The sequence below is a fragment of the Streptomyces sp. NPDC054866 genome (genome assembly GCF_053610745.1).
The window spans coordinates 1086549-1109471 of sequence record NZ_JBSGZA010000001.1 but is presented as its reverse complement, the minus strand read 5'-3'; the positions used below and the strand labels follow the sequence as shown (position 1 = coordinate 1109471).

Sequence of the window (22923 nt, the reverse complement as noted above, 5' to 3'; positions counted from 1 at the left end):
CTCTCGTGCCTGCGTGAGCCGCCCTGTACATCGGGAGGCTCACGCAGGCACCTAGCGATTGATTACGGGCGTAGGAGGAGCACGGGATGAACCCGCTGGAGCTGGCTGACCGGTTGCGTGAGGATTATCGGCGGTTCACCTGGACGACCTACCCGATCGCCGATCTAGGTCTGCGCTCCCGTCTGGAGCGGATGGTCGATGAGGAATCGCTGCTGTGGAACGGCCCCTACCTGTCCGTGCAGCCGCGCTACCAACTGGACGCAACGCTGACCAAGCTCGCCTCCAGTGTCGGCCTGCCGACGGAGATCACCGGGGCGTTCCCTCGGGTGGAGCGCCTGTTCACGCACCAGGTCGCAGCGATCGCTCGGATCCGCCAGGGCCTCAACACCCTGGTGGCTACGGGCACCGGCTCGGGTAAGACCGAGTCCTTCCTGATCCCGGTCATCGCGCATGCCTTCGACAACCGGCACCGGCCCGGCGTCAAGGCAATCGCCCTGTACCCGATGAACGCCTTGGTCAACGACCAGGAGGACCGCGTCAAGGCCGCCTGCGAGAAGCTTGGTCTGACCTATGGCGTGTACACAGGGGCCACTCCGCAGAACGAGCGGACTCGGATGCAGGAGACTCCGCCGGACATCCTGCTGACGAACTACTCCATGCTGGAGTTCCTCCTGACCCGCCGGGACGACCGGGAGCTGTTCCGCAACGGTGTGCTGCGCCATCTGATTCTGGATGAGATTCACACCTACCAGGGGGCGTTGGGCACCGAGATCGCTGGCCTTGTGCGGCGCCTGCGCGGCCACGTCGACGCCGACGGGCTGGTGTGCGTTGGGCTGTCCGCGACCGTGAGTGCTGGAGGCGACCACAACGTGGACCTGCAGCGCACAGCGGAGTTCGCCAGCAGCCTGTTCGCCGCTCCGTTCGATGTGGATTCTATCGTTGAAGAGACGGCTATCCCTCAGCCGGAACCAAACCACAGCGCTATCGGGCAGGCCCCCGACCGTGAGCTGCTCAGCCGCGCCCTGGCCGACGGCGGGGACACCCAGCGTCTGCAGGCTGCACTGGGTGACCCACAGGCCAGCCCGGTGTTGGATCTGCTGCGCGCACATCTGGCCCATCCGAGCACCATCGACGAGCTGGTGGACACCCTGGCGGATCTTCCGCAACGCGCCGGTGCCGACCGGGATGCGTTGGAGGACGAGGTTGCCGGTTGGCTGCTGTTGGGTGCAGACACCCACACCGCGGCTGGCCCGCCCGTTCTTGAGGCCAAGGTCCACCTGTTCCTGCGCAGTCTGCCCACCCCCGTACGCTGCGTCGGCGAGGCCGAGCATCTGCTGCTGGATGGCGCAACGACCTGCAGTCATACGGGCTGCGGCGCGCAGGCCACGATGTCGCTGGGTGTCTGTCTGGGCTGCGGCCAGGACTACGACCTGGAACGCGACGTTCCCCATGGTCCGGTCGCCCGCTATGTCGCTCGCCGTCTGACGTCCGAGGACCCCCTGGAGCTGCCTCGGACGGGCAACAGGAACTGGTACCCAGCGCGTCGGTGCACGCGTTGCGGCAAGGACTCCAACGGCGCGACCTGCCTGGGCTGCGGCACGGCCACCCGCGAGGTTTCCGTCGCAGTTCCCGAGCCTGACCGTCCGCTGACGCGGTGTCCGGTCTGCGGCTATCTGCGTTCGCACGGCGCCGTGCAGGAGTTCACTGCCCGCACTGCTGCGGCCGTCACCGCCGCTGCGTTCAGCCTGCACACCGGGCTCGCGGCACAGAGCGATGACGAGATGCTGCGCCGGCTTCTGATCTTTGCCGATTCACGGCAGGACACCGCCTTCCAGGCTGGGTACCTGCGCGACCGTGCCCGCGCCGTGCAGGTGCGCCACCTCATCGTGGACAGCATCGCCGACCGGGCACGTGCCCAGGAGCCCGCTGCGAGCTTCAACAGCCTCGTCGAGGACGTCTTCCGGCGCGGTCAGGAATCCGGTCTCTACGACGACCCGGCGGGCAAGGATGCCCGTCGACGCGCCCTGCGTGTGTGCGAATGGGACCTGCTGGGCGAGCTCGCCAGCGATGAGCGGCGCCCTCCGACCCTGGAACGCCTGGGGCTGATCACGGTCGGCTATCCGGGCCTGGAGGACCTCAGCGACGAAGCGCTCAGGCCGATTACCGACACCCTTGGCGGGGACGCAGCGGCGGCCCGGTGGCTGTTGGCTCGCATGCTGGACCTGGTCCGCACCCGCGGTGGACTCGGCCATGACCTGCTCAACAAGCGTCTGGACGCGAAGACCGAAGCCGAACTCGTCGACGCCGGTGCCACCATGGGCATGGGTCACTCCGTCACCGGCTATGGGGAGACCACCGTCACGGTATCTGGAGCTAATCCCTTGGCCCTGAGCTACCGGGGCGCTGCCGCCCGCCTGGTGAAGACCGCGTTTCCGCTGGTGACCAACTCTGATGCCCGTGAGCGCGGTGTACGCAAGGCCGTGGACGTTCTGGCCGAGCACGATCTTCTGGCCAGCACTCAGGTCGGCACCGGCAGATCCCGCATTCAACTGCGCCAGGTACCGCCCCAGGCCATGGAGGTGCGGCCCGCCTCCGAGACGATGTACCGGTGCGGCGCCTGCCGCGCCGTGCAACCCGGCCCTTCACCGCAGAACAAGTGCGCCACCTTCAACTGCAAGGGCACCATGGCCTCCTGGCAGGGTGATCCCGACGACCACGAGCGCCTGCTGGCTGCCAGCGACGCACCCCTGGTCGTCAAGGCCGAGGAACACTCCGGCCAGGTACCGCTGGAGAACCGGGAAGACATAGAGGAACGGTTCAAGGGCGGCGACCTCAACCTGCTGGTGTGCACGATGACGCTGGAACTGGGCGTGGACCTCGGCCAGCTCCTCGCCGTCATCCTTCGTAACGTGCCACCGCGCCCGAGCAACTACGCCCAGCGCGCCGGCCGTGCCGGCCGCCGCGAGGAACGGGTCGCGCTGATCGTGACCTTCGCGGGTGGCATGCCACACGACAGCTACTACTACGCCCGGCCCGTGGAGATGATCCGCGGTGCAATCCGCCCACCAGCCTTCCTGTTGGACAACCAGCGTGTCCTCCAGCGCCACGCTCGCGCCATGGCACTCGAACTCTGTGGCCAAAACCTTCCGCAGTGGATGCGCGGCCTGGTCACCGAAGACGCAGCCGGACAGCTCCAGGGCATCGACGAAGTCAAGACCGCCCTCACCGACGGGCAGGATCGCATCTCAGCGCAGATCCACACGGCCTTCCGCTTCGGCCTGGCTCCGGATGCCCTGCCCTGGCTCACCGAAGACTGGGCCCACGCAGTAGTCGACAACTGGATCACCGACCTCGACGCAGCCGTCGAGTCCTACCGCCTCCGGCAAAAAAGCCTGCTTGAGGAATGGACCCAGGCAACGAGCACACCCGGCGACAAGGAAGCTTCCCGCGCTGTCAACAGCATCAGCGCCAGCCTGGAAGCCATGCGCAGCGGTGACCGCGTCCGCGCCTACGTGCTCTCCTACCTCAGCAATGTCGGTTTCCTGCCCTCCTACGCCTTCCCTACCGACACCACCACGCTCTCTCTGCAGCGTGAGACGGCTGAGCTCGCCCAGGACTCCGTCCAGGCGCTCAAGGACTACGCCCCGGGCCAGCTCGTCTACGCCCGCGGCGACAAGTGGCTCGTCGACCAAGTCGACTTCCGCCGCGCCAACCTCGTCAACTCCGACGGCGTCGGCGCGCTGGACTCCATCAACCTGTGCAACCGCTGCGACACCGTCAACGACGCCACCAGCGCGCACTGCCTGTCCTGCGACAGCGACGACATGACCCCCCAGCACAGTGTCCCGATGCGGGCCATGCGCGCCTCACGCCGCCAGAGGATCTCGGCCGACGAAGAGCACCGCTCCCGTTCCCCCTTCGAGGTCACCCATCACCTCGGCGCCCCCAACACCTCCGAGACCTACCTGTTCGAGCGCAACGGTCTGGTACTGCAGTGGGAGCGCGGCGCAGAGCTGACCATCCTCAACCGGGGCCGCGTCGCCCGGAACCAGAACATCAGCGAGCGGTTCATCGTGTGTTCTAGCTGCGGATTGTGGTTTGACGCCATCCCCGGTCCTGCCCCCACCCGCGCTCAGCGGGACCGTGAGAAGTTTCACGACACGATCTGCACCAACCACCAGCTCGTCCCCAGCATCCTGCAGGTCGAACGGCGTGTGGACTGCCTGCAAGTTCTCCCCGACCTGGAAGCGCTGGACGTCCGCCCGGACAACCTCGAGGAATTCCTCGCCAGCACTCGTGCGGCACTGGATCTTGGCTGCCGCGTCATCCTGCAAGCCGGCGACGACGAAGTGGCCGGCTTCGACTGGCCCCGGCCCGACCCGGAGAGCGAAGACGCCACCTTCCGTCTCGCAGTCCTGTATGAAGAGGTGCCCGGCGGCGCCGGGTACCTGCGTCAGCTCGCCGCCCGCTTCGGTGAAGTCGCCGCCGCCCTCGTCCCGGTCCTGGACGATTGCTCCTGCGAGCGTTCCTGCTACGCCTGCCTGCGCTCCTACGGAAACCAGCTCGAAGAGGACTTGCTCGACCGGCGTCTCGCCGCCGACTTCCTGCGTCGTTTCATCAACGCACCGGATGTCGAAGGACGTCGGGTGCCCAACTACGCCGACGCCTTTCACGGGCGCCCTCGATCCGCTATCGAACGGCGCCTTGCCATCGCCCTGATGGCGATCGGAGTTCCGCGCGGCGTGGCACAGCACTCGTGGGGCGACCGCGGATCCACCGACGGCACGCCCCGCCCGGTCACCATCGCCGACTTCGCCTGGCCGGAGCAGATGGTCGCCGTCTTCTGTGACGGCTGGAAGCACCACCACGCCGCCGAGCGGCAGGCGTCCGATAAGGTCAAGAGGGATGCCATGCGCGCCGCCGGCTGGACCATCCTGTCCTTCTGGGGCGGCCAGATCGTTCGCGACGCCGATCAGTGCGCGCGGGAAGTCTTGACGCATCTGGCTACCGAAGGCTAGCGGTTCGGACGGCCTCCGGGTCGGCCGCCTGTGCTGCGGTCTACCCGGAGGCGTCAGGTTCGGAGATGGCAGAGCTTGGACGGTGGGCTGCCAGGACCAGTGGTACCTGCTCTCCGATGTGCTCAACCACCAGGCCATGGGCGCAGGCCAGGTCGTTGAGAATGTGCGTCATTGGCTTGATGACTGTGCGCACACCGGAGAGCCTCTCGCCGAAGGCATGCACATAGTGCGGGTATCCGTTCGGGCCGAACTTCGCGTCAATGGCCCACATGACCTCCCCTTCCAAGCGGGAAAGGAAGTAGGTAACGGGGCCAGCCCCGCCTTCGTCATGTATCTCTAGCTTGGCGTGGAGACCCACCACGTGCCCCAATACGGTGGGTCCTTCTCGGCGAGCTACGAGCACCACGGTCACCTGAAGCGATCTGGCATCGGCGCCCTCATCGACAACCACCTGATGGCAAGAGGGAGCGGGTATCATTTGGGGCAAGTAGCCTCCAAGTTGAGAATTTCACAGGGTGCCGAATCCGCGATGGACTGCGCCCCATGACGTCGTACCTTGACATGGGTGCGCCCGTGAATCCAACGCTCGGAGGACCCAAATTCGTCTGCCTAAAGCGAACTCGATTGCTCATCACGACTGAAGCACGCGATGACCAAAAGCAGGGCGGTGGCGAGCCAGGGGCCGTCCCCGTACAGGGAGACGCCACCCTTCTGGCGACGCAAATCAATGCGGCATCGTTCCGCCAGCTCAGCATGAAAGCCTCTGCCAGCGACTTTCAACTCCCGTCCTGCGCGCCTTGCGGCGTCCCAGTCGACGAGCTGCGTTGCCGCACTATTATTGAGCTCCGGTGGGGTACGGGTTTCTAGCGCTGCTGGACTTCAGGCACTCCGGCCTCCTTGAGCATCGTGAAGAGGGCAGCGATGGAGCCAGTGGAGTCGACTCGATCCGTAGTGAAGACCAATCGTTGAGCGGCCCGAGACAGGCCAACGAAGAAGGTCGAATTCCCCTCGCCCGGGTCCCTCTGGTAGGCCCACCACTGCCTCTCGTGGATGCCCAGGAAGAATACGGTGTGGTATTCGAGGCCCTTGCTACGGTGGGCGGTGAGCAGGACGACGGCTTCAGCACATTCGAATTCGTCAAGTACTTCTATCCAGTCGGCCGTGCCGCCGGATACTTCCTGCAATCGTGCGGCGAACGCGTCGGTGACGACGTCGAAGTCCTCCCCTGGCATCGCGGACTTGACGTATCGGCGTAGCGCAGCACCATCGACAAGGCTCAACACTTCCTGCACCGCGTCTACTGCTGGAGTTGTCGCGGGAGGATGGGACTCCAACCAGGTCCGCAACTCTTGGATCAACTGTGTCAGATCCTCGGCGATGCGGCGCTGAGCAACGGCGTCGTCGGTTGCTCCGTGGACGCGTTCCAGCATGGTCGAGACGTTCTGCCAGACGGCGGCCAGGCCCTGGGGTTGTTGGGCCAGTTGCAGGACTCCCAGAAGAAGGCGCGCTGTCCCGCTTTTGAGTAGATCTTGCAACTTCATCTTGCCGACATGTGCGTCATCGTTGCGTAGCCTGATGCCGCGAGCGGCGAGGCGGGCTCGGAAGAGCGGTTCGAAGTCCTTGATTGTCTGTCGGGCGATGAGTGCGAAGTCTGCCGGTGTCCGGTCCGAGTTGGCGATGTCCTGGGCGATCCAGTTTGCGATGAAGGTCGCCTCGCGCTCGGGACCGGGGAAGGTCCAGAGCACGGCCGGGTTGTGACCGCTCTCGGCCGTGGCTTTGGAGATGGCCCGCACGGTGGTGGGTTCCAGCTTGCTGGCGATGACGTGTTGTAGCTCGACGAGGGCGTCACTGGAGCGGAAGTTCCAAGCCAGTGAGTAGCTGGTGGCATCGAAGGTGTCGCCGAAGCGTTGGACCGCCTTGGGTAATGCGCCGGCCCAGCCCATGATCCGCTGCTTGGTGTCGCCGACCGCGGTCACTGCAGTCCGGTCACCGAACACCGCCGCGAGGAAGGAAAATTGCGCACTGGTGGTGTCCTGAAACTCGTCGACGAACACAAACGGGTAGGTCATGCGCAGTGCACGTCTGAGTCGCGGCCCCGCGCGGACAAGCAACTCGGCAAGTCGGTTGATCATGAGGAAATCGAGCTGCGGACGTCCTGGTTGCAGGTAACGGGCACGCCACCACTCGCGCACAGCGTAAGACGTGGCGTCGATCTCGTCTCCGGTCGGAAGAGTCTCCGGCAGTCGCCACCGGCCGACGACATCGGTCATGAAGCGCGAGGGCTGAAACCTTGCGACTTCTCGCTTCAGCGGCTCCGGCGCTGTGAAGGCGATGCCGTTGAGGAAAGTCCTCACTTCAGGGCCGGTCGCCGTACGGATCTCGTACTCGTCGCTCATGCACCAGTCAGAGGGCAATGCGGGTGCGAATCGGTCGACCAGGTTCTTGGTGAACGCATCGAAGGTCATCGAGACGAACTGGCTGGCATGCTCGGGCACACGGGCAGCGACGCGGCGGCCAAGATTGGCTGCTGCGTCTTTCTTGAACGAGATCGCCAGAATTCGCTGAGGCCACGGACAGATCCCGGTCTGCAGGAAGTAGGCAGCGCGTTGGGCCAGGAACTCGGTTTTGCCTGCCCCTGGCCCGGCCACCACCGCCACATTGCCACTGTCTCGAAGGGCCTTCCAGGCCGCGGGCTCCAAGTCCTCGATCCCGATCGGCCGCCATGCATCGGCCGGCACCGGGACCGCGACGGCCGGGCTGATGGCGGGGTGGGCAGCAGGTCTGCTCACAGTCCGGCCGTCGTTCGGATGTAGCGCACGAGCGCCGTCAAGACTCTAGGCGCCCCTGCCTTCAGATCGGCGTCAGTCAGGCGGCCGAGTGCCCGCATGTGGGTGCTGGGCTTAGAGCGTGAAAGGAAGAGGTAGCGGTACCAGCGCAGGCGCTCGAGCCTCGTGGATTTTCTCCAGAAGACTTCCCTGGTGCCGGATTCCCCCAGGACCGTGGTGGTGGGATCGTTCTGACCCGGGCCGCGCTCACCCGGTTCGCGATGCGTGTAGGCGGTAGGGAACGAGACCAGCATGCTGTAGTCAAGGTCCAAGGGCGTGGCGTAGAAGACACCGAAGGTACGCAAGTGGTTCAGTACCGGACGCATCTCCTGAAGGGAGAGACCGTCATGGATGTCGTCGACGTCGTCGTAACCGTCGAGTTCCTTCAACGGATCCAGCCCGTTGTCCCTCAGGCGGTTGACAGCGTCGCGTAGCCGGGCCGGGCCGGCGCCTTCCTTGCCGTAGTCGAAGTCCAGCAGGGTGGCATGGGGGATGGCTAGATCGTTGAGCAGCTTCCACATGTGATTGGTATGCCGGCCGCCCAGGGGGACCATGGCGACGAACGACGGGTCCAGATGTACGCCTTGAGCTTGCGCGATACGTGGGATGACGAGTTCCTCGGTGTCGCCTTCCCCAAGTACAACGAACTTGGCGAAGTAGAGCTCGGGGTGGGCACGCACCGCCTCGCGCACATACTTCCCGGCATCAGTTGTATCCGCAGGCAAGATGATCGCGCGGACTGACGAAGTGGAAGTGCTCGGTTCCGTGCGGAAGTGCCGGACGTCCTCGGGGCTGATGCGGGTCATGACGCTGGCGGAGTGGCTCGACAGGATCGCCTGCGTCGCTGTGCTGCTGCTCAGTTCCTGTAGCTGCGTGACGATACGCGACAAGAAGAAGGGCGAAAGGCTGTTCTCGGGCTCTTCCACCACGATGAGAGTCAAGGTCGGCAGATGAGCAGCATCGAGTGTGAAACTGTCGTGGTGCTGCCCCTCGTACACCTCGGCCTCGACGTCGAGGGCTGCTGCAACCAAGGCAAGGTGTAGCAGCGAGCGCTGCCCGTCGCTCAGCATGCGCGCCGGGCGCGGCTGGGCATTGTGATCTGGTTCGAAGACGAGTTCAGAGTTGCGGACGAGCTGGTTGAAGTCGCCGTCAAGTAGTCGCAGTTTGGGGTCGGAGTGCACGCCGGTGTCGTGCAGTTCCTGCCAGCGAGCGCTCAGCGCACCTTCGACCGCCTGCACTACGGGTTCGCTGGTGAACCTGCTGGCTACCTTCTCAGCCTGCTCACTGACGAGATCACGGAGGCCCTGTGACCACTGTGCGGCTCGCCAGAGCCGACTTCGCATGAACGTTGTCACCTGACGAACACCGTCTCGCGACGCCGGGATGTAGATCATCTGGATACGGCTGCGCTCCGCAGGGGTCAGTGGCACGCAGTCTTCTTCGCTGTACTCCTGTGCGAGCGTGTTGACGACTTCCCGGGTTTCGGTGATGGCCCCCTCCACCGTGCCGTCGTCTACCCACTCAGCGCGGAGCACGACGCGAACCTTCAAGTCACCTTCGTCATTCGCCGCCATGCGCCGGAAGAACTCTGGGACGGCTCGGGGAGTCTTGTCCCGATCGCAGGGTGTCCCCGAGGCAGTGCTTTCGTCCTCAACTTCGTCTTGCAGTTCGGGGAATGCCAGCACCACTTCGATCGTCAACTCACGGCTAGCGGGAGGCACGGTTTCGCCGGCCGGAACAGCGAAGTCCTCGACACGTACGGCCCGTTCCTGCCCTGACACCCCGAACAGGCGCAGCAACGCCTCGCACGCCGCGGTCTTGCCGGAGCCGTTTGCGCCGATGAACGCGGTCATACCCGAAGCAAGGTCAATGGAGGTGCGCCCCGGCCCGAAGCACTTGAAGTTGTCCAGCACAAGTTTCTCGATGAACACTTTTCACTTCCAGCACACGCTCTGATCAATAGCGGAATCGATCCGATGAGCGTACCGAACCCGGATGATCTCGGGGGGCGCCTGAGCGAAGCTCGTCGCCGGAGTTGTCCCTCTCCTGACCGCATCGTGGCCTCACATCCGCATCGGCCACGGCATCGCAGACGGAACTGCGTCCAGCGACGTGCAACCAGCAATGCGACGGGGTGGCGGAGCTGACCTCGTCGCGGCACCCTGCACAACTCCCATCGGCACTTGATTGGCACCGCGCACACTGGAACCGCCCGGGGCAGCGGGAGGACCTTTGGCCTTCAGAGCACTGCACGGACAGTGGGGAACTGTTTTCGCGCACCTGGCCGACCTCGGTTGCGGGCGGGACTGGACCACAATCTGGAGGGTGCGCCCACCAGCCCCGCTGTCGTGCGTCGAATGCGGGCATGCGATGTACGCGAAGACGCCCCAGCCGAAACGCCAACGCTCGACGTCTGTCCGGCGACGAGCCGGGTCCGGCTCTCCTATCGCCGGGCCGAAGAGACCGTCGAGGAGAACACCCGGCTACTGGCCAACCCGCTGGCCTCATCCGAGGACATCGAGGACCTGGACGGTTTCACGCTGCACCGGCTCCGCCACAGCGCCCTCACTCACGACTCCGAAGGCGGCACCTCGACCCCGATGCTCCTCGCCCGCTCCCGCCACGCCTCCGTCCGCCCCCTGGAGCGATACGCGCGGCCCGGCGACGACTCGGTCGCCCGCCACGTCGCCGAACGGGACCCCGCCACACGTCGGCGCACGTGACCCTCGCCGCTTACGGCTGGTGACAGCATTTTACCCGCAACCCAACTTCCGGATCACGCCGAGCGGGCGATGTCCGGGGCAGCCGTCAGGTCCACCCTGCCGCGCGCATCATGCTCACCAACGCGCGCTCGGCCGCCTCCTCCTCGTCCTGGTCCACCTCCACGCTCTCCCAGCCATCGGCGTACCGCAGCACGTTGGACAGCGTCTCGCGGTCGGCGGCGCCACCCGGGCCCTCGAAGGGCGAGTGCAGGAGCGTTGACAGCGCCTGCCGCACCCAGTGGGCGACGGTGACCTCGTCCCCCTCGGGCATCCACGGATAGTAGGGCAAGCGCCCGATTTCGCCCAGCGCCTCCGTGAGCGCTTCGAACTCCGGGCCGGGATGCGGGCCGGCCGCGCGGTCCAGTGCGTCGGCGAACTCGGCGAGCAGCGCGAGGTCCGCTTGGGCCACCTCAATGGTGGTCAGGTGCACCACGTTCCCCCCGTCGGGTCCGATCAGCAGCAGGACATTGGGCGTGGGCGGGAGAATCTCATTTACCATCCCGTCCGCGAACTGCTCCGTCCCCTGGGGCAGCACGTCGCGTACCCGGTAGTACGCCTCTTCGACGTCCTCGATCGGCGCGCCCGGGATCGACACCCCTCCGCTGTCTCGGTAGCCCATCAGCTCCCCCTCATGGTCCAGGACCATGTCCATTCGGAGCCTCAGGAGCAGGCTGGTCAATTCGTACAGGCCGGGCAGGGCGTCCTTCACTAGGGGCAACAGCAAGGTGCGGGTGGGGGTGAGGAGCGGCAGCGACTGCTGGCCGTCAGCTCGGATACGGTCGTTCGTCCGCAGCGCCACGGTGTACCGCGTGCCGGTGGCCCGGGTCTGCTCACGGATCTCCCGCGTGCGCTTCCGCGACTTCCGGGGCCGGCTTGCAGGCATGTCTGACTCCATACAGCGGCGCACCCCACGCGGACACCGCTCTGAAGGCAGGCAGGTTCAGGTGCACGATGCGTCGAAGGACGGCTTGGCCTACCAACGAGGGCTCCTGCGTGGCGGAAGACCCCTTCAGCGGTCGGCGGTCGTGGCCGCCTGCCCCGGCAGCATACCGGCAACGGATGCCGCAGACCTTCAAGATCAACTCATTGCCCCTTTGGCCCCTATCTCGGTCAGACCCCGTCACGGGGCATCGGCGTTGTCAGTGCCTCTCAGTAGAGTCCCGCCGTGATTACTGGATTATCGATGCATGACGTGCAGGCTCTGCTCAGCGACGAGGGTCGGGCTACAGTCCTAACTCGCGCTGTAGCCGCGGCGAGTGAGAGCGAGCTGCACGCAGCGTTCCTCCACGCCTGTGAGTGGGACATCGCCACGGGCATCTGCGACCGCCTTGCGGCGCACTGCGATGACGTCACAGCCGTCAAACACGACGCAGAGCAGCGCGTTCGCACGCACTCCGGTTCGGTTCTGCATCCTGCTACACGGCACATCGACGAGGTCGCCGTAGATGCCGCTCGCACGCTCGCCCATGCCCTGCAAGGAGAAGCAGCAGAAGCCATCGCCGCGGTAAAAGAGGCCGCCGGCGTGCGATCGCTAATCGATCGCTGCGGCCGAGAGAGCAAGTTCGCCCCGGCCGTGCCGCTCCCGGATGTTCATCGACCGTCTCCGCTTGAGACCCTCGGTGCCTTCCAACATCAACTCCACGCGTCCAACTCTCGGGTGGATGACCTACGTGCTGAGGACAGGCGGATCCTGCATGAGCTGGCTTTGGAGGAAGAGCTCCGCAGGCAGGCCGCCGACGCAAGCGAGGGGTTCGCGCTAAAGGACATCGACCTCAATTTCGGAGACGACTTTTACGATGTGGTCGCCGACCTCGCCGACGGCGACCCGCACCCCGTGTCGGGCTACGACGGCCGGGACCAGCCAGTCACCGCCACGCTGTCCGATGGCAGACCCGCGGTCCTCTTCACCAAGCACCTACCTGTCGTCGGCCACGCCACCTACACGACCCCACCTCTGCCCGCCATCGAACTCCCCGACGTACATCAACTGTCCGAACTCGGGCGCCACCACTTCCCGGGCGCCGCCATCATCGTGGTCACCAACGCCCGCTTCACCCGCCCCGCACACCGCTATGCGCGCACAAACGACGTCCAACTCCTCGGCCGTGAGGGCCTAGAACGCTGGGCAACGTGGTCTGCTCCGCTCTACTCCGTCCTCGGGTCATGCGAGGCGCACGCAGATACGGAGACCACGTCGTGAGCCATGCCAATGCCCTTCGCGCCGCGGCACCTCTGTATCAGGACGAGCTTCTGAACGAAATGCTCGAACGCCGGATTGCCACCGCCGGCGAAAAGGACCTACACGCCGCCCTGCGCTGGGAGGCCGAGGACCGTCTGCTTGGGCAGGTTCTGCTCGAACTCCGGGCGCACTGCCATGACCTCGAACGCGAGCACACCCACGCGCACCGCCGCACGATGCACGAGCCGTACTTTGATGATCCCTCCTGCACCCCCACAACCAGCCGCTGCGCTCTGGCCGCCCAGTGCCTGGAGCGACTTGTGGGCCAGGAACTGAGATGGGCCCAAGGGGACGTCGCTGAAGCCACGCAACTCCAGCAGCAACTACGGTCGAACTCGGCTGGACGGGTGAATCGCTACCATCAGCACCCGTGCAGTACGCCCGAACTCGATGCGGCGGCACAGTTGCTCCGCCACCGCGCCGAATCCGCCGACCGAGTGCAGGTGCTCCTGGCAGAGGACCGTGAACAGCTACATTCCCTGGCCTTGGAGGAGCAACGGACGCTGGTCTTCATGGCTTCGCCAGCGAGCACGAGCCTGCAACAGATCCTGGAGATGTCCCACCGCCAGTTTGAGCGGCTGGTTTCCAGTCTGGCACTGCGCGACGGGCTTGACGTCGAGCGACATCACGGCGGACCTCACGACGGGGGCGCCGACGTCATCGCCACCACACCCGGCGGCCAAAGGGTCGTCTTCCAGTGCAAGCACACCACCACAGCGAAGCCTGTGGGAGTACCGACCGTTCGCGAACTGAACGGCACCGCCGGCCCCGTCCACAACGCTGACATCGCGATCGTGATCACCAATGGCACCTTCAGCAAGCACGCCGAACAGTTCGCGCGGCATCAGGACATCGTCCTGCTCAGCTGGTGGGTGCTTGTACGCTGGGCCACCTGGGGCGAATCTCTGCTCGACATTCTCGAACTCGGAGAAACCGGTGAGCTGGCGGCGTGATCGTGATGACACCCCACGAGTTGAAGGACGGTCTACGGCTTCTACGTGATCCATCGCCAGTGTCTCACGGCGCGCTCCGGGGCAACCCATAACACTGCTGTCTGATCCAGCTCGGGGGGCTCGGCAAGCCTCAGAGTCCTCCACGCCAGACAGCGCACCGACCACGGGCCGACCGTGCCATGTCGGAGGGCGGACGCGAACTACGGCTCGTACAGGGCCTGTAACTGTTTCTAATAAAAGCGGTTGATCATGTGACTCTTGGCGCGTCGGCTCGTTGGTCTGGTTGCGGCGAAGCGTCAGTCGCGGCCATGGATCGTGTCGGATGAACTGTGGTCGCTCATCGAGCCGTTGCTGCCCAAACCGGCACCGAAGCTGGTGCAGGGCAGACCGCGGGTGCCCGATCGACAGGCCCTGTGCGGCATCTTGTTCGTGCTGCACGCCGGCATCCAATGGGAGTACCTGCCTCAGGAGCTGGGCTTCGGCTCGGGAATAACCTGCTGGCCACGCCTGGCAGCCTGGAATGATGCCGGCGTCTGGGACCAACTCCACGTCGTTCCACTGGAGAAGCTGCGCTCGAAGAACCAGATCGACTGGAACCGGGCGGTGATCGACTCCTCGCACGTGCGGGCGGCCCGACGGGGCCCAAAAGCGGGCCCAGCCCGGTCGACCGAGCACGGCCGGGCAGCAAGCACCACCTCATCGTCGACGGCCAGGGCATCCCGCTCGCGGTGTCGCTGACCGGCGGAAACCGCCATGACGTCACGCAGTTGCTGCCCCTGCTGGACCGGATTCCGGCGGTGGTTGTCGTGATCGTAGGCACGGTCGGCGAGCAGCGCATCGGGTCGAGCCAGTACGCGGGACCACTGTCCGCGCTTGTAGACACTCCCATCTCCCGCGCCACCAGCACCAGCCGCAGCGGACGTCCGTCCGTCAGCGTGCCGAAGTCCAGAACCCGAGGATGCCGTGCCAGTAGCTCCTGCAACTCTGCTTCCGTTTCGAACCCGGCGGCCTCCAACGCCTGAAGCTCCTGCCCCAGCACAAACACCGGCTGATCCGTCACCCTCTGCCCCTTTCCGTGAGCTGTGGCATCGACGCGCAGCCACGTGCACCCTGATTCATACCGGGAGTCACTGACACACCAACAACTGTGCACAGCTGGCGACTTCGACCTGCGTCAGCTCCGCGCGATTCACACGCGCCGTCACCGGTGATCATCCAAGCAGGCTCGCCGCGCAGTGGGGGAAGCGCTCGAGACTTGAGTGCGTGGAACATCGCAACTCCACGGTCACGACCGCTGGGGCGAACTGTCTCGACTGGATCAGCCGAACAAGGTTCAGATCGACGCCCTTGCCTCGCCGAGCTGCTGCGTGCACCTACCAGCCGGGGCGCGGTCCCGCTCGGCTACCCCGATGAACAGACCGTCCAGGTAGTCGCCTGGCCCGTCGTCTGTGTCACCACGGATGTCGACGAGGTCCTCGCCTGCGGAAGCTTCCTGCCCGCCGATCCGGTGACCGTGACATCGACGCCACAGGTGTCGGTGCTGCGCAAATTTCTCCGATACCCAGATTTTCCGCTCACCCATCGAAGAATCCCAACACCGACCAATCACCCGAAAGAGCCATGCCTGGAATCGGTTACCTGAAAAGCCCTGTGGGGAGGAGGAATGCGATCCGCAACACAGAACCTCCCCTTTGGACTGATCGGCATGAGCAACAACGTCGCCCCCAAGAGCAAGCGTCACACCGTCACTTACGTCGGGGGCATGCAGGGAGTGCGACTACGTCACGACCTAGCTGTCACCCTGTGCGAACTCCTGATTTGGGCTAAACGCCAACAGGTGACCACATCTAAGAGGGATTCCAGCTCGTGAACAAACGGGGGGTCCCCGAGCCCAGTGGGTCGCCTCTTACGGCAGGCGCAATCCGGTTCTCCGACCTTGCCGTCTCTCCCTTTGCACTCCCGGCCTTTTCGTCGGGTGGGGATGTTCGCGTGGCGTGGATCGGCCGGACGTCAACCGAAGAAAGCCAGGACCCCCGGCTGTCACTTATCCGGCAGCTCCAACGGTGCAGGTCCGCGCTCCCGGCTGCCTGGACCATCACATGCCACTTCTTTGACGTCGAGTCCGGTCGCCTGCCGCTCAGGGAACGCAGTCGCGGCTCAAGCGCCGAGAGGTTCGACATCCCCATCGCGCGCGACGGCGGTATCGCCGATCTACTCACAGAAGCCTCCGGCAAGGGAAGGCGATTCGATGCTGTCATCTCGGAAAGCACGTCTCGCATTTCCCGCCGAATGTTTGAAAGTCTCTCCATCGAGCGCACGCTAGAAGATCTAGGGATCCCGCTATTTGCCTGGAACGAGTCGATCAGACTTGACGGCGGGAGATCACAGCAGATTTTGCAGCGCCGAATCAACCAATCGGTGGCCGAGTATGAGGTTTACAACGCCCTCGAGACGTCCTGGGGCGGCCTGTGCGCGCACGTGCGCGAAGGATGGAATATCGGGAAACCACCGTACGGATACACCGCTAAGAGGTACCGTAATCCGAATCCGGTGAAGGCAGACAAGGGAGCGATGAAGAGTCGGCTTATCCCGGACGGTCAGCGAGCGGAGACTGTAACGCAAATCGCCCACTGGCGTTACTTCGAAAAAATGGGGTACGGGGTTATCGCAGACCTCCTCAATGCAGACCTGCAGCAGTACCCTCCCCCGCAGCCGCCAGGCGGCGTCCGCGCTCGTGGCGCCTGGGGGAAATCCACCGTCTGCGAGATCCTCAGAAATCCGAAGTATACGGGCTACCAGGTATTCAATCGACGGGCATCCCGGTCGGGAAGCGGAAAGGTGAATGACTTCTCTCTGTGGGTATGGTCTCCCTCTCCAGTCCACGAGCCCTTGATCCCGAAATGGATGTTTGACGAGCTTACCGCCCGACGTCTGGCTCGACGCTCCGCCTCTAATACGCCAATATCTTCCGTCCCTGAAGAAGCTCGATGCTACGTGCTGCGCGGCAGAGTGTTCTGTTTCTGTGGGCGACGCCTCCACGGGAATCACCGCAAGGGAATTACCTATTACGTGTGCTGGCCGAAAGCGAACAACCGGGGCCGCCCGGACTCATACGCTGGGCATCCCAAGGCTGGCTACGCCAACGAGTCCAAGCTGTTCAAAGCCGTGACACGGCTGTACTCCGACCACCTGCTCGGGCCACGTCACCTCGATCGCCTCACAGGGGACTTGGCTGTCGCAGCCACTGCTGACCCACGGCCCCCCAACGACTTGGCGCCCCTACCCGAAAACCCCATCCCTTCCCACGCTCTCTCAGCGTTGCGACAGGATTCGCACACCGATCTTCTGACGTACTTGCCCTTCCTCATCGCCAACCTGGAATCGGCGCCGAAGCCTCTCCTTCTCAGGCTGTTCCAGGCAACGAAACTAGCTATCCGCCTGCCAGCCTCGGGCGATTCCTGCTCCCTGTCACTTTCCCTCCCGGCCAATTATAGGATTGACATCCCCCCGCAGCGCTCTGTCTGATCTGTTCGATGGCAGGTATTCCAGTAATGGTGGGATACGGCCACCTGGCCTGCAACAGCGACGGCCTCGCAGATGTCACTCAACTCGCCCTTCGGCCACATCCGGCGTCACAGCCGCGACCCCATCTGCCAAATCCTCGAACGAGGTTTCCGGCACAACATCGGAAATCTCTTCGGTCACCTGCTCCCACGGGCTCCAGCACAGCGCCTCAATCAGCATGAGGCGCCCTTGAAGGCCGGGGCCGAGCGACTGGGCGATCGCTGCCAGGGCTTTGCCGCGATGTTCCGGCGTGATGAGGGCGTCGGCCAGGGCGCGGGCCGCCGCGCGGGCACCCAGCTGGCAGAGGGCCTTGACGACGGCCGGCGTGGCTGCCTCACGCAGGGCAGGAGTGCGGATCTCCTATAGGTCGTGTCTTCAATTGATCTTGAGTGGTGGATCATGGTCGGGTGATACGTCGCCATGAACTGTCCGATGTGGAGTGGGAGTTCGTCCGACCGCTGCTGCCTCAGTCGTTGCGGGGCCGCAAGCGGTTGGACGACCGAAGGGGCCTCAACGGGATCGTGTGGAAGTTCCGCACCGGCACCGCCTGGCGGGATGTACCCGAGCGGTATGGGCCGTGGCAGACACTCCACACCCGCTTTCGCCGGTGGGCGCTGGACGGAACCTTCGAGCGGATGCTGCGGGCAGCGCAGGCCAGGGCGGACGCAGTCGGCGACATCGACTGGCTGGTCTCGGTCGACTCCACCGTCGTACGCGCCCACCAGCATGCGGCCGGGGCCCGAAAAGGGGGCTCTGCCCACCGGCACTCGGACGCTCCCGGGGTGGACTGACCAGCAAGATCCACCTGGCCTGCGACGCCTTGGGTCGCCCGCTCGCCTTCACGGTCACGGGCGGGAACACCAATGACTGCACCCAGTTCACCACCGTCATGGAGGCGATCCGGGTGCCCCGGCTCGGGCCGGGCCGGCCCCGCGTGCGACCCGCCCATGTGCTGGGCGACAAGGGCTACAGCTCTCGCGCGATACGAACCTGGCTGCGACGCCGGGGCATCACGCACACCATTCCCGAGCGAGCCGACCAGATCCGCAACCGAACCCGACGCGGCTCCCGGGACGGACGTCCGCCGGCCTTCGACAAGCAGCTCTACAAGCGGCGCAACGTCGTGGAACGGTGCTTCAACCGCCTCAAGCAGTGGCGCGGCATCGCGACCCGCTACGACAAGACCGCCGAGTCCTACCAGGCAGCCGTCACCCTCGCCTCGCTCCTGACGTGGGCGTGACATTTGAAGACAACTCCTAGAGGGCAACGGCGTCCCCGGACAACGCGCTCGCACGTCCGGTGAGACTTTCCCGGCTGCGCCGAAGCAGCCGCCTCCGCCTCGTGCCGGATAGCCCTCACCGTCGCGGGGGCAGCGGGCAGAGCCGCCCGCACGACCGCGACCTCTGCGGTGACACCTCATCAGGACGAGCGTCATCTGAGCGTCGAGACTGCTGGTACCGCCGTGCGGAAAGAGGGAGATACAACCCTGTCAATCAGACAACGGCCCCCAGGAACGCCGAGTCAGACAGCCTCCGAAAGCCAAAGAGGCCCTCAACGTCGTGCACTTCAAAAAACAGGTCGACCGTTCCAGCCGAAATCTACGAGATTTCGGCGAAACTGCAGGTCAGGCACCCTTCTCGGCCGGTTCAAGGATCGCCACACATTCAATGTGCGACGTCATCGGGAACAAGCCGATCGGAGCCCAGATGATCGGTCCCTGACGGCCTCAAGTTCGAGGCAATCACGAAGACAAGCGTGATCGGCCAACGCCAGGCCGAACCAACCTGACATCACAGGCAGGTTCGGACTCCTGGAGCTCACTCCAGCCCTACCGGACCGGGCAGGGCATCACACCCGCACCGAACATCCCCGTGCCGCTCTGTACAGACGCCTACTTCCACTTGCGTCCCGCCAAGGGGACTCATAGGAGCAGGCGGCGCTAGCCGGTACACCCGCCGACCTGCAGACCATCCCGGTACCGCGTTCAACCTCTGGATGACGTGTGCACCGAGGCAGGGAGCCCCGCAGTCATGGGGTCGGTGAAAACCGTCAAGGGCTCGGGTGGGAGCACGGCCCCATGACGAGTATTCGGACAAGGGGGCGAACAGTGCGACCCCTTGCCTCGTCCACCAGGCCGGGCAGCGGACATGCTCCCTGGGAGCGACCGGATCGGGTGACCATCCGTCCACCCCCGGTTGACACCGCTCCCAGACTCCCGCTCCCAGGGAGCACAGGGAGCGGCTCCCCGCTCCCAGAATTACTCCCAGACACGAAGTAAGGGCCACCCGAAGATGGCCCCTACCTGCGACGTTTCCGTCGGGACGACAGGATTTGAACCTGCGACCCCTTGACCCCCAGTCAAGTGCGCTACCAAGCTGCGCCACGTCCCGGTGCCCGTGTGACCTGGGGTTTCCCCTGGCCGAACGCGCACCGAAACAATACCGCACTCCGAGCCGTGATCGCTCACGCCTTTCCCCTGCTGTTGACCTCAAGCGAACTTGAGGTTGCACGCTCTGTGGCATGACGACGACAACGGAACGCACGCACGGATACGGATTCGCGGACCTGTCCCGCCTCATGGCGCGGATGACGGGGGACGAGAAGCACGGGCCCGCCGCGACGTCCACCCTCGACGCGCTCTGGGTCCTCTACGACCGGGTGCTCAGGGTCACACCCGAGCAGGTGGACGACCCCGGGCGCGACCGGTTCCTGCTCTCCAAAGGGCACGGGCCCATGGCGTACTACGCCGTCCTCGCCGCCAAGGGCTTCCTTCCCGTCGATTGGCTGGAGGGGTTCGGGGATTACGACTCGCCACTGGGGCACCATCCGGACCGGGTGCTCGTACCGGGGGTCGAGATCGGCAGCGGGTCGCTCGGGCACGGGCTGCCGCTCGCGGTGGGGACGGCGCTGGGGCTCGGGGCGCGCGGCTTCACGGACGCCCGGGTGTGGGTGCTCGTCGGGGACGCGGAGCTGGACGAGGGCAGCAACCACGAGGCCATCGCCTTCGCCGGGCCCTCCGGGCTCGACCAGCTGCACACTGTCGTGATCGACAACGCCTCCGCCCGGCACGCCAGGCCCGGCGGCATCGCCGCGCGCTTCGAGGCCGCCGGGTGGTCGGCCGAGACCGTCGACGGGCGTGACCACGACGCGTTGTATGCGGCGTTCACCGCGCCGCACCCGGGGCGGCCACGGGTGGTCGTGGCCCGGGTCGAACCGAAGGGGTCCGTGACCGAGCCCGAGGTGGCTTGAGCGGGTCAGCGTCCTTCCCGTCCGCGCGCCGCGTTTCTTGGCGGTTCTTCAGGCCTCACGGGGCTCCACTCCGCCTTTCTCTCCGCTCTTCTCTTCGGAGGTTTTTCTGTCATGGACACCATGCGTGATCGCTTCGCCCCCGTCCTCTCGCGGCTGCTCGACGAGGATCCGCGCGTCGCCGTCGTCCTCGCCGAGATCGGCGCGGACGGGTTCGCGGAGGCGCGGCGCAAGCACCCGGGCCGGGTGATCAATGTCGGGATCCGGGAGCAGCTGCTCGTCGGGGCCGGTGCCGGGCTTGCCCTGGCCGGGCTGCGGCCCGTCGTGCACACCTTCGCGAGCTTTCTCGTGGAGCGGCCGTTCGAGCAGGTGAAGCTGGACTTCGGGCATCAGGGCGTGGGCGGGGTCCTGGTCAGCGCCGCGGCGTCCTTCGACTGGCCAGCCGGTGGCTTCACGCACATGTCGCCGGGCGACGTGGCGCTGCTCGACACACTGGACGGCTGGACCATTCATGTGCCGGGGCACCCGGACGAGGCCGAGACGCTGCTGCGGCACGCGGTCGCCGCGGGCGACGACAAGGTGTATGTCCGGCTCTCGGTGCAGTCGAACGCTCGGGCGCTGCCCGTCGACGGGGCTCGCTTCCGCACCGTACGAGAAGGGCGTGGCGGAGTCGCGATCGCCGTTGGGCCGATGCTGGACAACGTACTCGCCGCGAGTGAGGGCCTCGATCTCACCGTCCTGTACGCGACCACGGTGCGGCCCTTCGACGGGGAGGCACTGCGCCGCGCGACGGGGGCGGGCACGGTGGCCGATGTCGTGGTGGTCGAGCCCTATCTGGCCGGGACCTCCACCGCCGCCGCGAACGACGCGCTCGCCGACGTACCGCACCGGGTGCTCGGGCTCGGCGTCGGTCGTGCCGAGTTGCGCCGCTACGGGCAGGTCGACGAGCACATGGCCGCGCACGGTCTCGACGTCCGCTCGCTGCGGGAGCGGATCACCGGCTTCGTGGGGGCGCGGGCTCTCGTATAGCCCCGCCTCCGTGCCCATGATGTGGCCGGTCCTTTCCCACTCCCCCGCCCTGGACTGGTGCCTTGCCGTCGACCCGCACCAATCCGCGTATCGCGGGCACCGAGAGCAGGGCCAGGCAGACGACGACCGTCGTCACGGCGCCCGTGATCAGCACCTGCTCCGCGCCGAAGGCACTCGCGGCGGGGCCCGCGAGGGCCTGGCCGACCGGCAGCAGGGCGATCGATCCCGCGACGTCGTAGGCGTGGATGCGGTTGAGTACGTCGGGCGGTACCTGGGTCTGGACGCTCGTCGCCCACATGACTCCCCAGAAGGAGAGCCCCGCGCCCGCGATCGCGGCGCCCGCAGCCATCAGCGGCACGCCGAGCTGGGCGCCGACGGCCGCCGGAAACGCGCAGTAGCCGATCAGGGCGACGGAACCGGCGCGGAGCATGCGGCGGGGGCGCAGCCGCAGGGCGACCAGGCCGCCGAGTACGGTGCCGGCGCCCAGGGCGGAGTTCACCAGGCCGTACGCCCCCGATCCGTGCTCCTGGACGACGAGCGTGGCGACCAGGGGTGTCAGCGGGCCCGTGGTCGTGATCATCAGTACGCAGAAGATGGCGATGACGCCCCAGAGCCAGGTGCGGGACCTGAACTCCCGCCAGCCCTGCACCAGATCGGCCCGGAAGCCGTCGCTGTGCGGCAGCGAGCCGGGGAGCGCGGGCGGCAGCCGGAGCAGGACCAGACACAGGGCGCTCAGGCCGTACGTCCCCGCGTGCGCGGCGAAGACGGCGCCGGGCGAGGCGAAGGCGACGAGGACGCCCGCGACGGCCGGGCCTGCCAGGGCAGCGGCCGACTCGGCCACGCGTATCGCGCCGTTGGCCTTCTGGACGTCGGCTGCCAGGCGCGGGACCGTGCTGGCGACGCCGGGCTGGAAGAGGGCGCCCGCCGCGCCGTTGACCGCGCCGATCACGCAGATCTGCCAGAGGACGACGTGGCCGGTGAAGAAGAGGACCGCCGCGACCGACTGCGTGCCGAGCCGGACCACGTCCGCGCCGATCATCAGCAGGCGGGTGCTGAACCGGTCGGCGAAGACCCCGCCGAATATCACGAGGCCCGCGAAGCAGACCGTCGTGGCGGCCATGGCAAGACCGACGGCACCCGCGCCGTGCCCGTGCTGGAGCAACCCCGCGGCGAGCGCGACGGGCAGCATCGTGTCGCCCAGCTTGGCGATGGTCCGCGCCCCGAAGAAGAACCCGAAGTCGCGCGACCAGATGCTCTTCCGGTTCACGGTCGTCGCTTCGGTCATCG

General features: G+C 65.9%; 13 protein-coding genes, 1 tRNA gene and 2 pseudogenes. 9 read left to right on the top strand and 7 right to left on the bottom strand.

Annotated features, from left to right (window positions below; genetic code table 11):
- Positions 1–86 precede the first annotated feature (86 nt).
- Entirely contained in the window at positions 87–5018 is a 4932-nt protein-coding gene (locus tag ACWGI2_RS04680) for a DEAD/DEAH box helicase (RefSeq protein ID WP_453693847.1), read from the top strand.
- Positions 5019–5058: 40 nt separating this feature from the next.
- Here ACWGI2_RS04680 and ACWGI2_RS04675 read toward each other — a convergent pair whose 3' ends face one another.
- From ACWGI2_RS04675 to ACWGI2_RS04665, 3 genes are all read right to left on the bottom strand, one after another.
- Positions 5059–5289: a hypothetical protein gene (locus ACWGI2_RS04675; protein WP_453693845.1), complete on the bottom strand. Its 231-nt coding sequence runs from the start codon at positions 5287–5289 to the stop codon at positions 5059–5061.
- Between the two features lie 592 nt (positions 5290–5881).
- On the bottom strand, positions 5882–7807 hold the full coding sequence (locus ACWGI2_RS04670) for a UvrD-helicase domain-containing protein (protein ID WP_453693843.1): 1926 nt from the start codon (positions 7805–7807) through the stop codon (positions 5882–5884).
- A complete protein-coding gene (locus ACWGI2_RS04665; RefSeq protein WP_453693841.1) occupies positions 7804–9774 on the bottom strand; it encodes an ATP-dependent nuclease in 1971 nt (656 codons plus the stop codon). Before ACWGI2_RS04665 ends, ACWGI2_RS04670 begins: the two co-directional genes overlap by 4 nt.
- A gap of 426 nt (positions 9775–10200) precedes the next feature.
- Between ACWGI2_RS04665 and ACWGI2_RS04660 the strand changes: the two genes are divergently transcribed.
- Complete coding sequence (locus ACWGI2_RS04660; protein ID WP_453693839.1) at positions 10201–10566, top strand: site-specific integrase; 366 nt, start codon at positions 10201–10203, stop codon at positions 10564–10566.
- Positions 10567–10651: 85 nt separating this feature from the next.
- Here ACWGI2_RS04660 and ACWGI2_RS04655 read toward each other — a convergent pair whose 3' ends face one another.
- Entirely contained in the window at positions 10652–11488 is an 837-nt protein-coding gene (locus tag ACWGI2_RS04655) for a hypothetical protein (RefSeq protein WP_453693837.1), read from the bottom strand.
- Between the two features lie 300 nt (positions 11489–11788).
- On the opposite strand from ACWGI2_RS04655, the gene ACWGI2_RS04650 reads away from it, so the two are divergent.
- From ACWGI2_RS04650 to ACWGI2_RS04635, 4 genes and pseudogenes are all read left to right on the top strand, one after another.
- Entirely contained in the window at positions 11789–12805 is a 1017-nt protein-coding gene (locus ACWGI2_RS04650; RefSeq protein WP_453693835.1) for a hypothetical protein, read from the top strand.
- Entirely contained in the window at positions 12802–13797 is a 996-nt protein-coding gene (locus tag ACWGI2_RS04645) for a restriction endonuclease (protein WP_453693833.1), read from the top strand. The genes ACWGI2_RS04650 and ACWGI2_RS04645 overlap by 4 nt, the downstream gene beginning before the upstream one ends.
- Before the next feature lie 279 nt (positions 13798–14076).
- Positions 14077–14597: pseudogene (locus tag ACWGI2_RS04640) on the top strand (IS5 family transposase); the annotation flags it as partial.
- 1489 nt (positions 14598–16086) lie between these two features.
- The gene (locus tag ACWGI2_RS04635; protein ID WP_453694659.1) at positions 16087–17322 is read left to right on the top strand and encodes a recombinase family protein; all 1236 of its coding nucleotides are present in this window, start codon (positions 16087–16089) and stop codon (positions 17320–17322) included.
- 75 nt (positions 17323–17397) lie between these two features.
- Here the strand turns inward: ACWGI2_RS04635 and ACWGI2_RS04630 are convergent, their stop codons facing one another.
- Positions 17398–17541, bottom strand: a complete 144-nt coding sequence (locus ACWGI2_RS04630) for a hypothetical protein (RefSeq protein ID WP_453693831.1) — start codon at positions 17539–17541, stop codon at positions 17398–17400.
- A gap of 230 nt (positions 17542–17771) precedes the next feature.
- On the opposite strand from ACWGI2_RS04630, the pseudogene ACWGI2_RS04625 reads away from it, so the two are divergent.
- Positions 17772–18601: pseudogene (locus tag ACWGI2_RS04625) on the top strand (IS5 family transposase).
- Between the two features lie 1076 nt (positions 18602–19677).
- Here ACWGI2_RS04625 and ACWGI2_RS04620 read toward each other — a convergent pair.
- A tRNA-Pro gene (locus ACWGI2_RS04620) sits at positions 19678–19751 on the bottom strand.
- Between the two features lie 130 nt (positions 19752–19881).
- Between ACWGI2_RS04620 and ACWGI2_RS04615 the strand changes: the two genes are divergently transcribed.
- The gene (locus ACWGI2_RS04615) at positions 19882–20610 is read left to right on the top strand and encodes a transketolase (protein ID WP_453693829.1); all 729 of its coding nucleotides are present in this window, start codon (positions 19882–19884) and stop codon (positions 20608–20610) included.
- A 111-nt stretch (positions 20611–20721) separates the two neighbouring features.
- Entirely contained in the window at positions 20722–21636 is a 915-nt protein-coding gene (locus tag ACWGI2_RS04610) for a transketolase family protein (protein ID WP_453693827.1), read from the top strand.
- Here the strand turns inward: ACWGI2_RS04610 and ACWGI2_RS04605 are convergent.
- Positions 21602–22921: an MFS transporter gene (locus tag ACWGI2_RS04605; protein WP_453693825.1), complete on the bottom strand. Its 1320-nt coding sequence runs from the start codon at positions 22919–22921 to the stop codon at positions 21602–21604. The genes ACWGI2_RS04610 and ACWGI2_RS04605 overlap by 35 nt on opposite strands.
- Positions 22922–22923: the final 2 nt, after the last annotated feature.

What these genes read in the sequence shown, in the direction of transcription:
- ACWGI2_RS04605 (WP_453693825.1), bottom strand. Translation starts at nt 22,921, where the DNA reads ATGACCGAAGCGACGACCGTGAACCGGAAGAGCATCTGGTCGCGCGAC.
- ACWGI2_RS04675 (WP_453693845.1), bottom strand. Translation starts at nt 5,289, where the DNA reads ATGTGGGCCATTGACGCGAAGTTCGGCCCGAACGGATACCCGCACTAT.
- ACWGI2_RS04615 (WP_453693829.1), top strand. Translation starts at nt 19,882, where the DNA reads ATGACGACGACAACGGAACGCACGCACGGATACGGATTCGCGGACCTG.
- ACWGI2_RS04650 (WP_453693835.1), top strand. Translation starts at nt 11,789, where the DNA reads ATGCATGACGTGCAGGCTCTGCTCAGCGACGAGGGTCGGGCTACAGTC.
- ACWGI2_RS04655 (WP_453693837.1), bottom strand. Translation starts at nt 11,488, where the DNA reads ATGCCTGCAAGCCGGCCCCGGAAGTCGCGGAAGCGCACGCGGGAGATC.
- ACWGI2_RS04630 (WP_453693831.1), bottom strand. Translation starts at nt 17,541, where the DNA reads ATGCTGATTGAGGCGCTGTGCTGGAGCCCGTGGGAGCAGGTGACCGAA.
- ACWGI2_RS04610 (WP_453693827.1), top strand. Translation starts at nt 20,722, where the DNA reads ATGGACACCATGCGTGATCGCTTCGCCCCCGTCCTCTCGCGGCTGCTC.
- ACWGI2_RS04635 (WP_453694659.1), top strand. Translation starts at nt 16,087, where the DNA reads ATGTTTGAAAGTCTCTCCATCGAGCGCACGCTAGAAGATCTAGGGATC.
- ACWGI2_RS04660 (WP_453693839.1), top strand. Translation starts at nt 10,201, where the DNA reads ATGCGGGCATGCGATGTACGCGAAGACGCCCCAGCCGAAACGCCAACG.
- ACWGI2_RS04680 (WP_453693847.1), top strand. Translation starts at nt 87, where the DNA reads ATGAACCCGCTGGAGCTGGCTGACCGGTTGCGTGAGGATTATCGGCGG.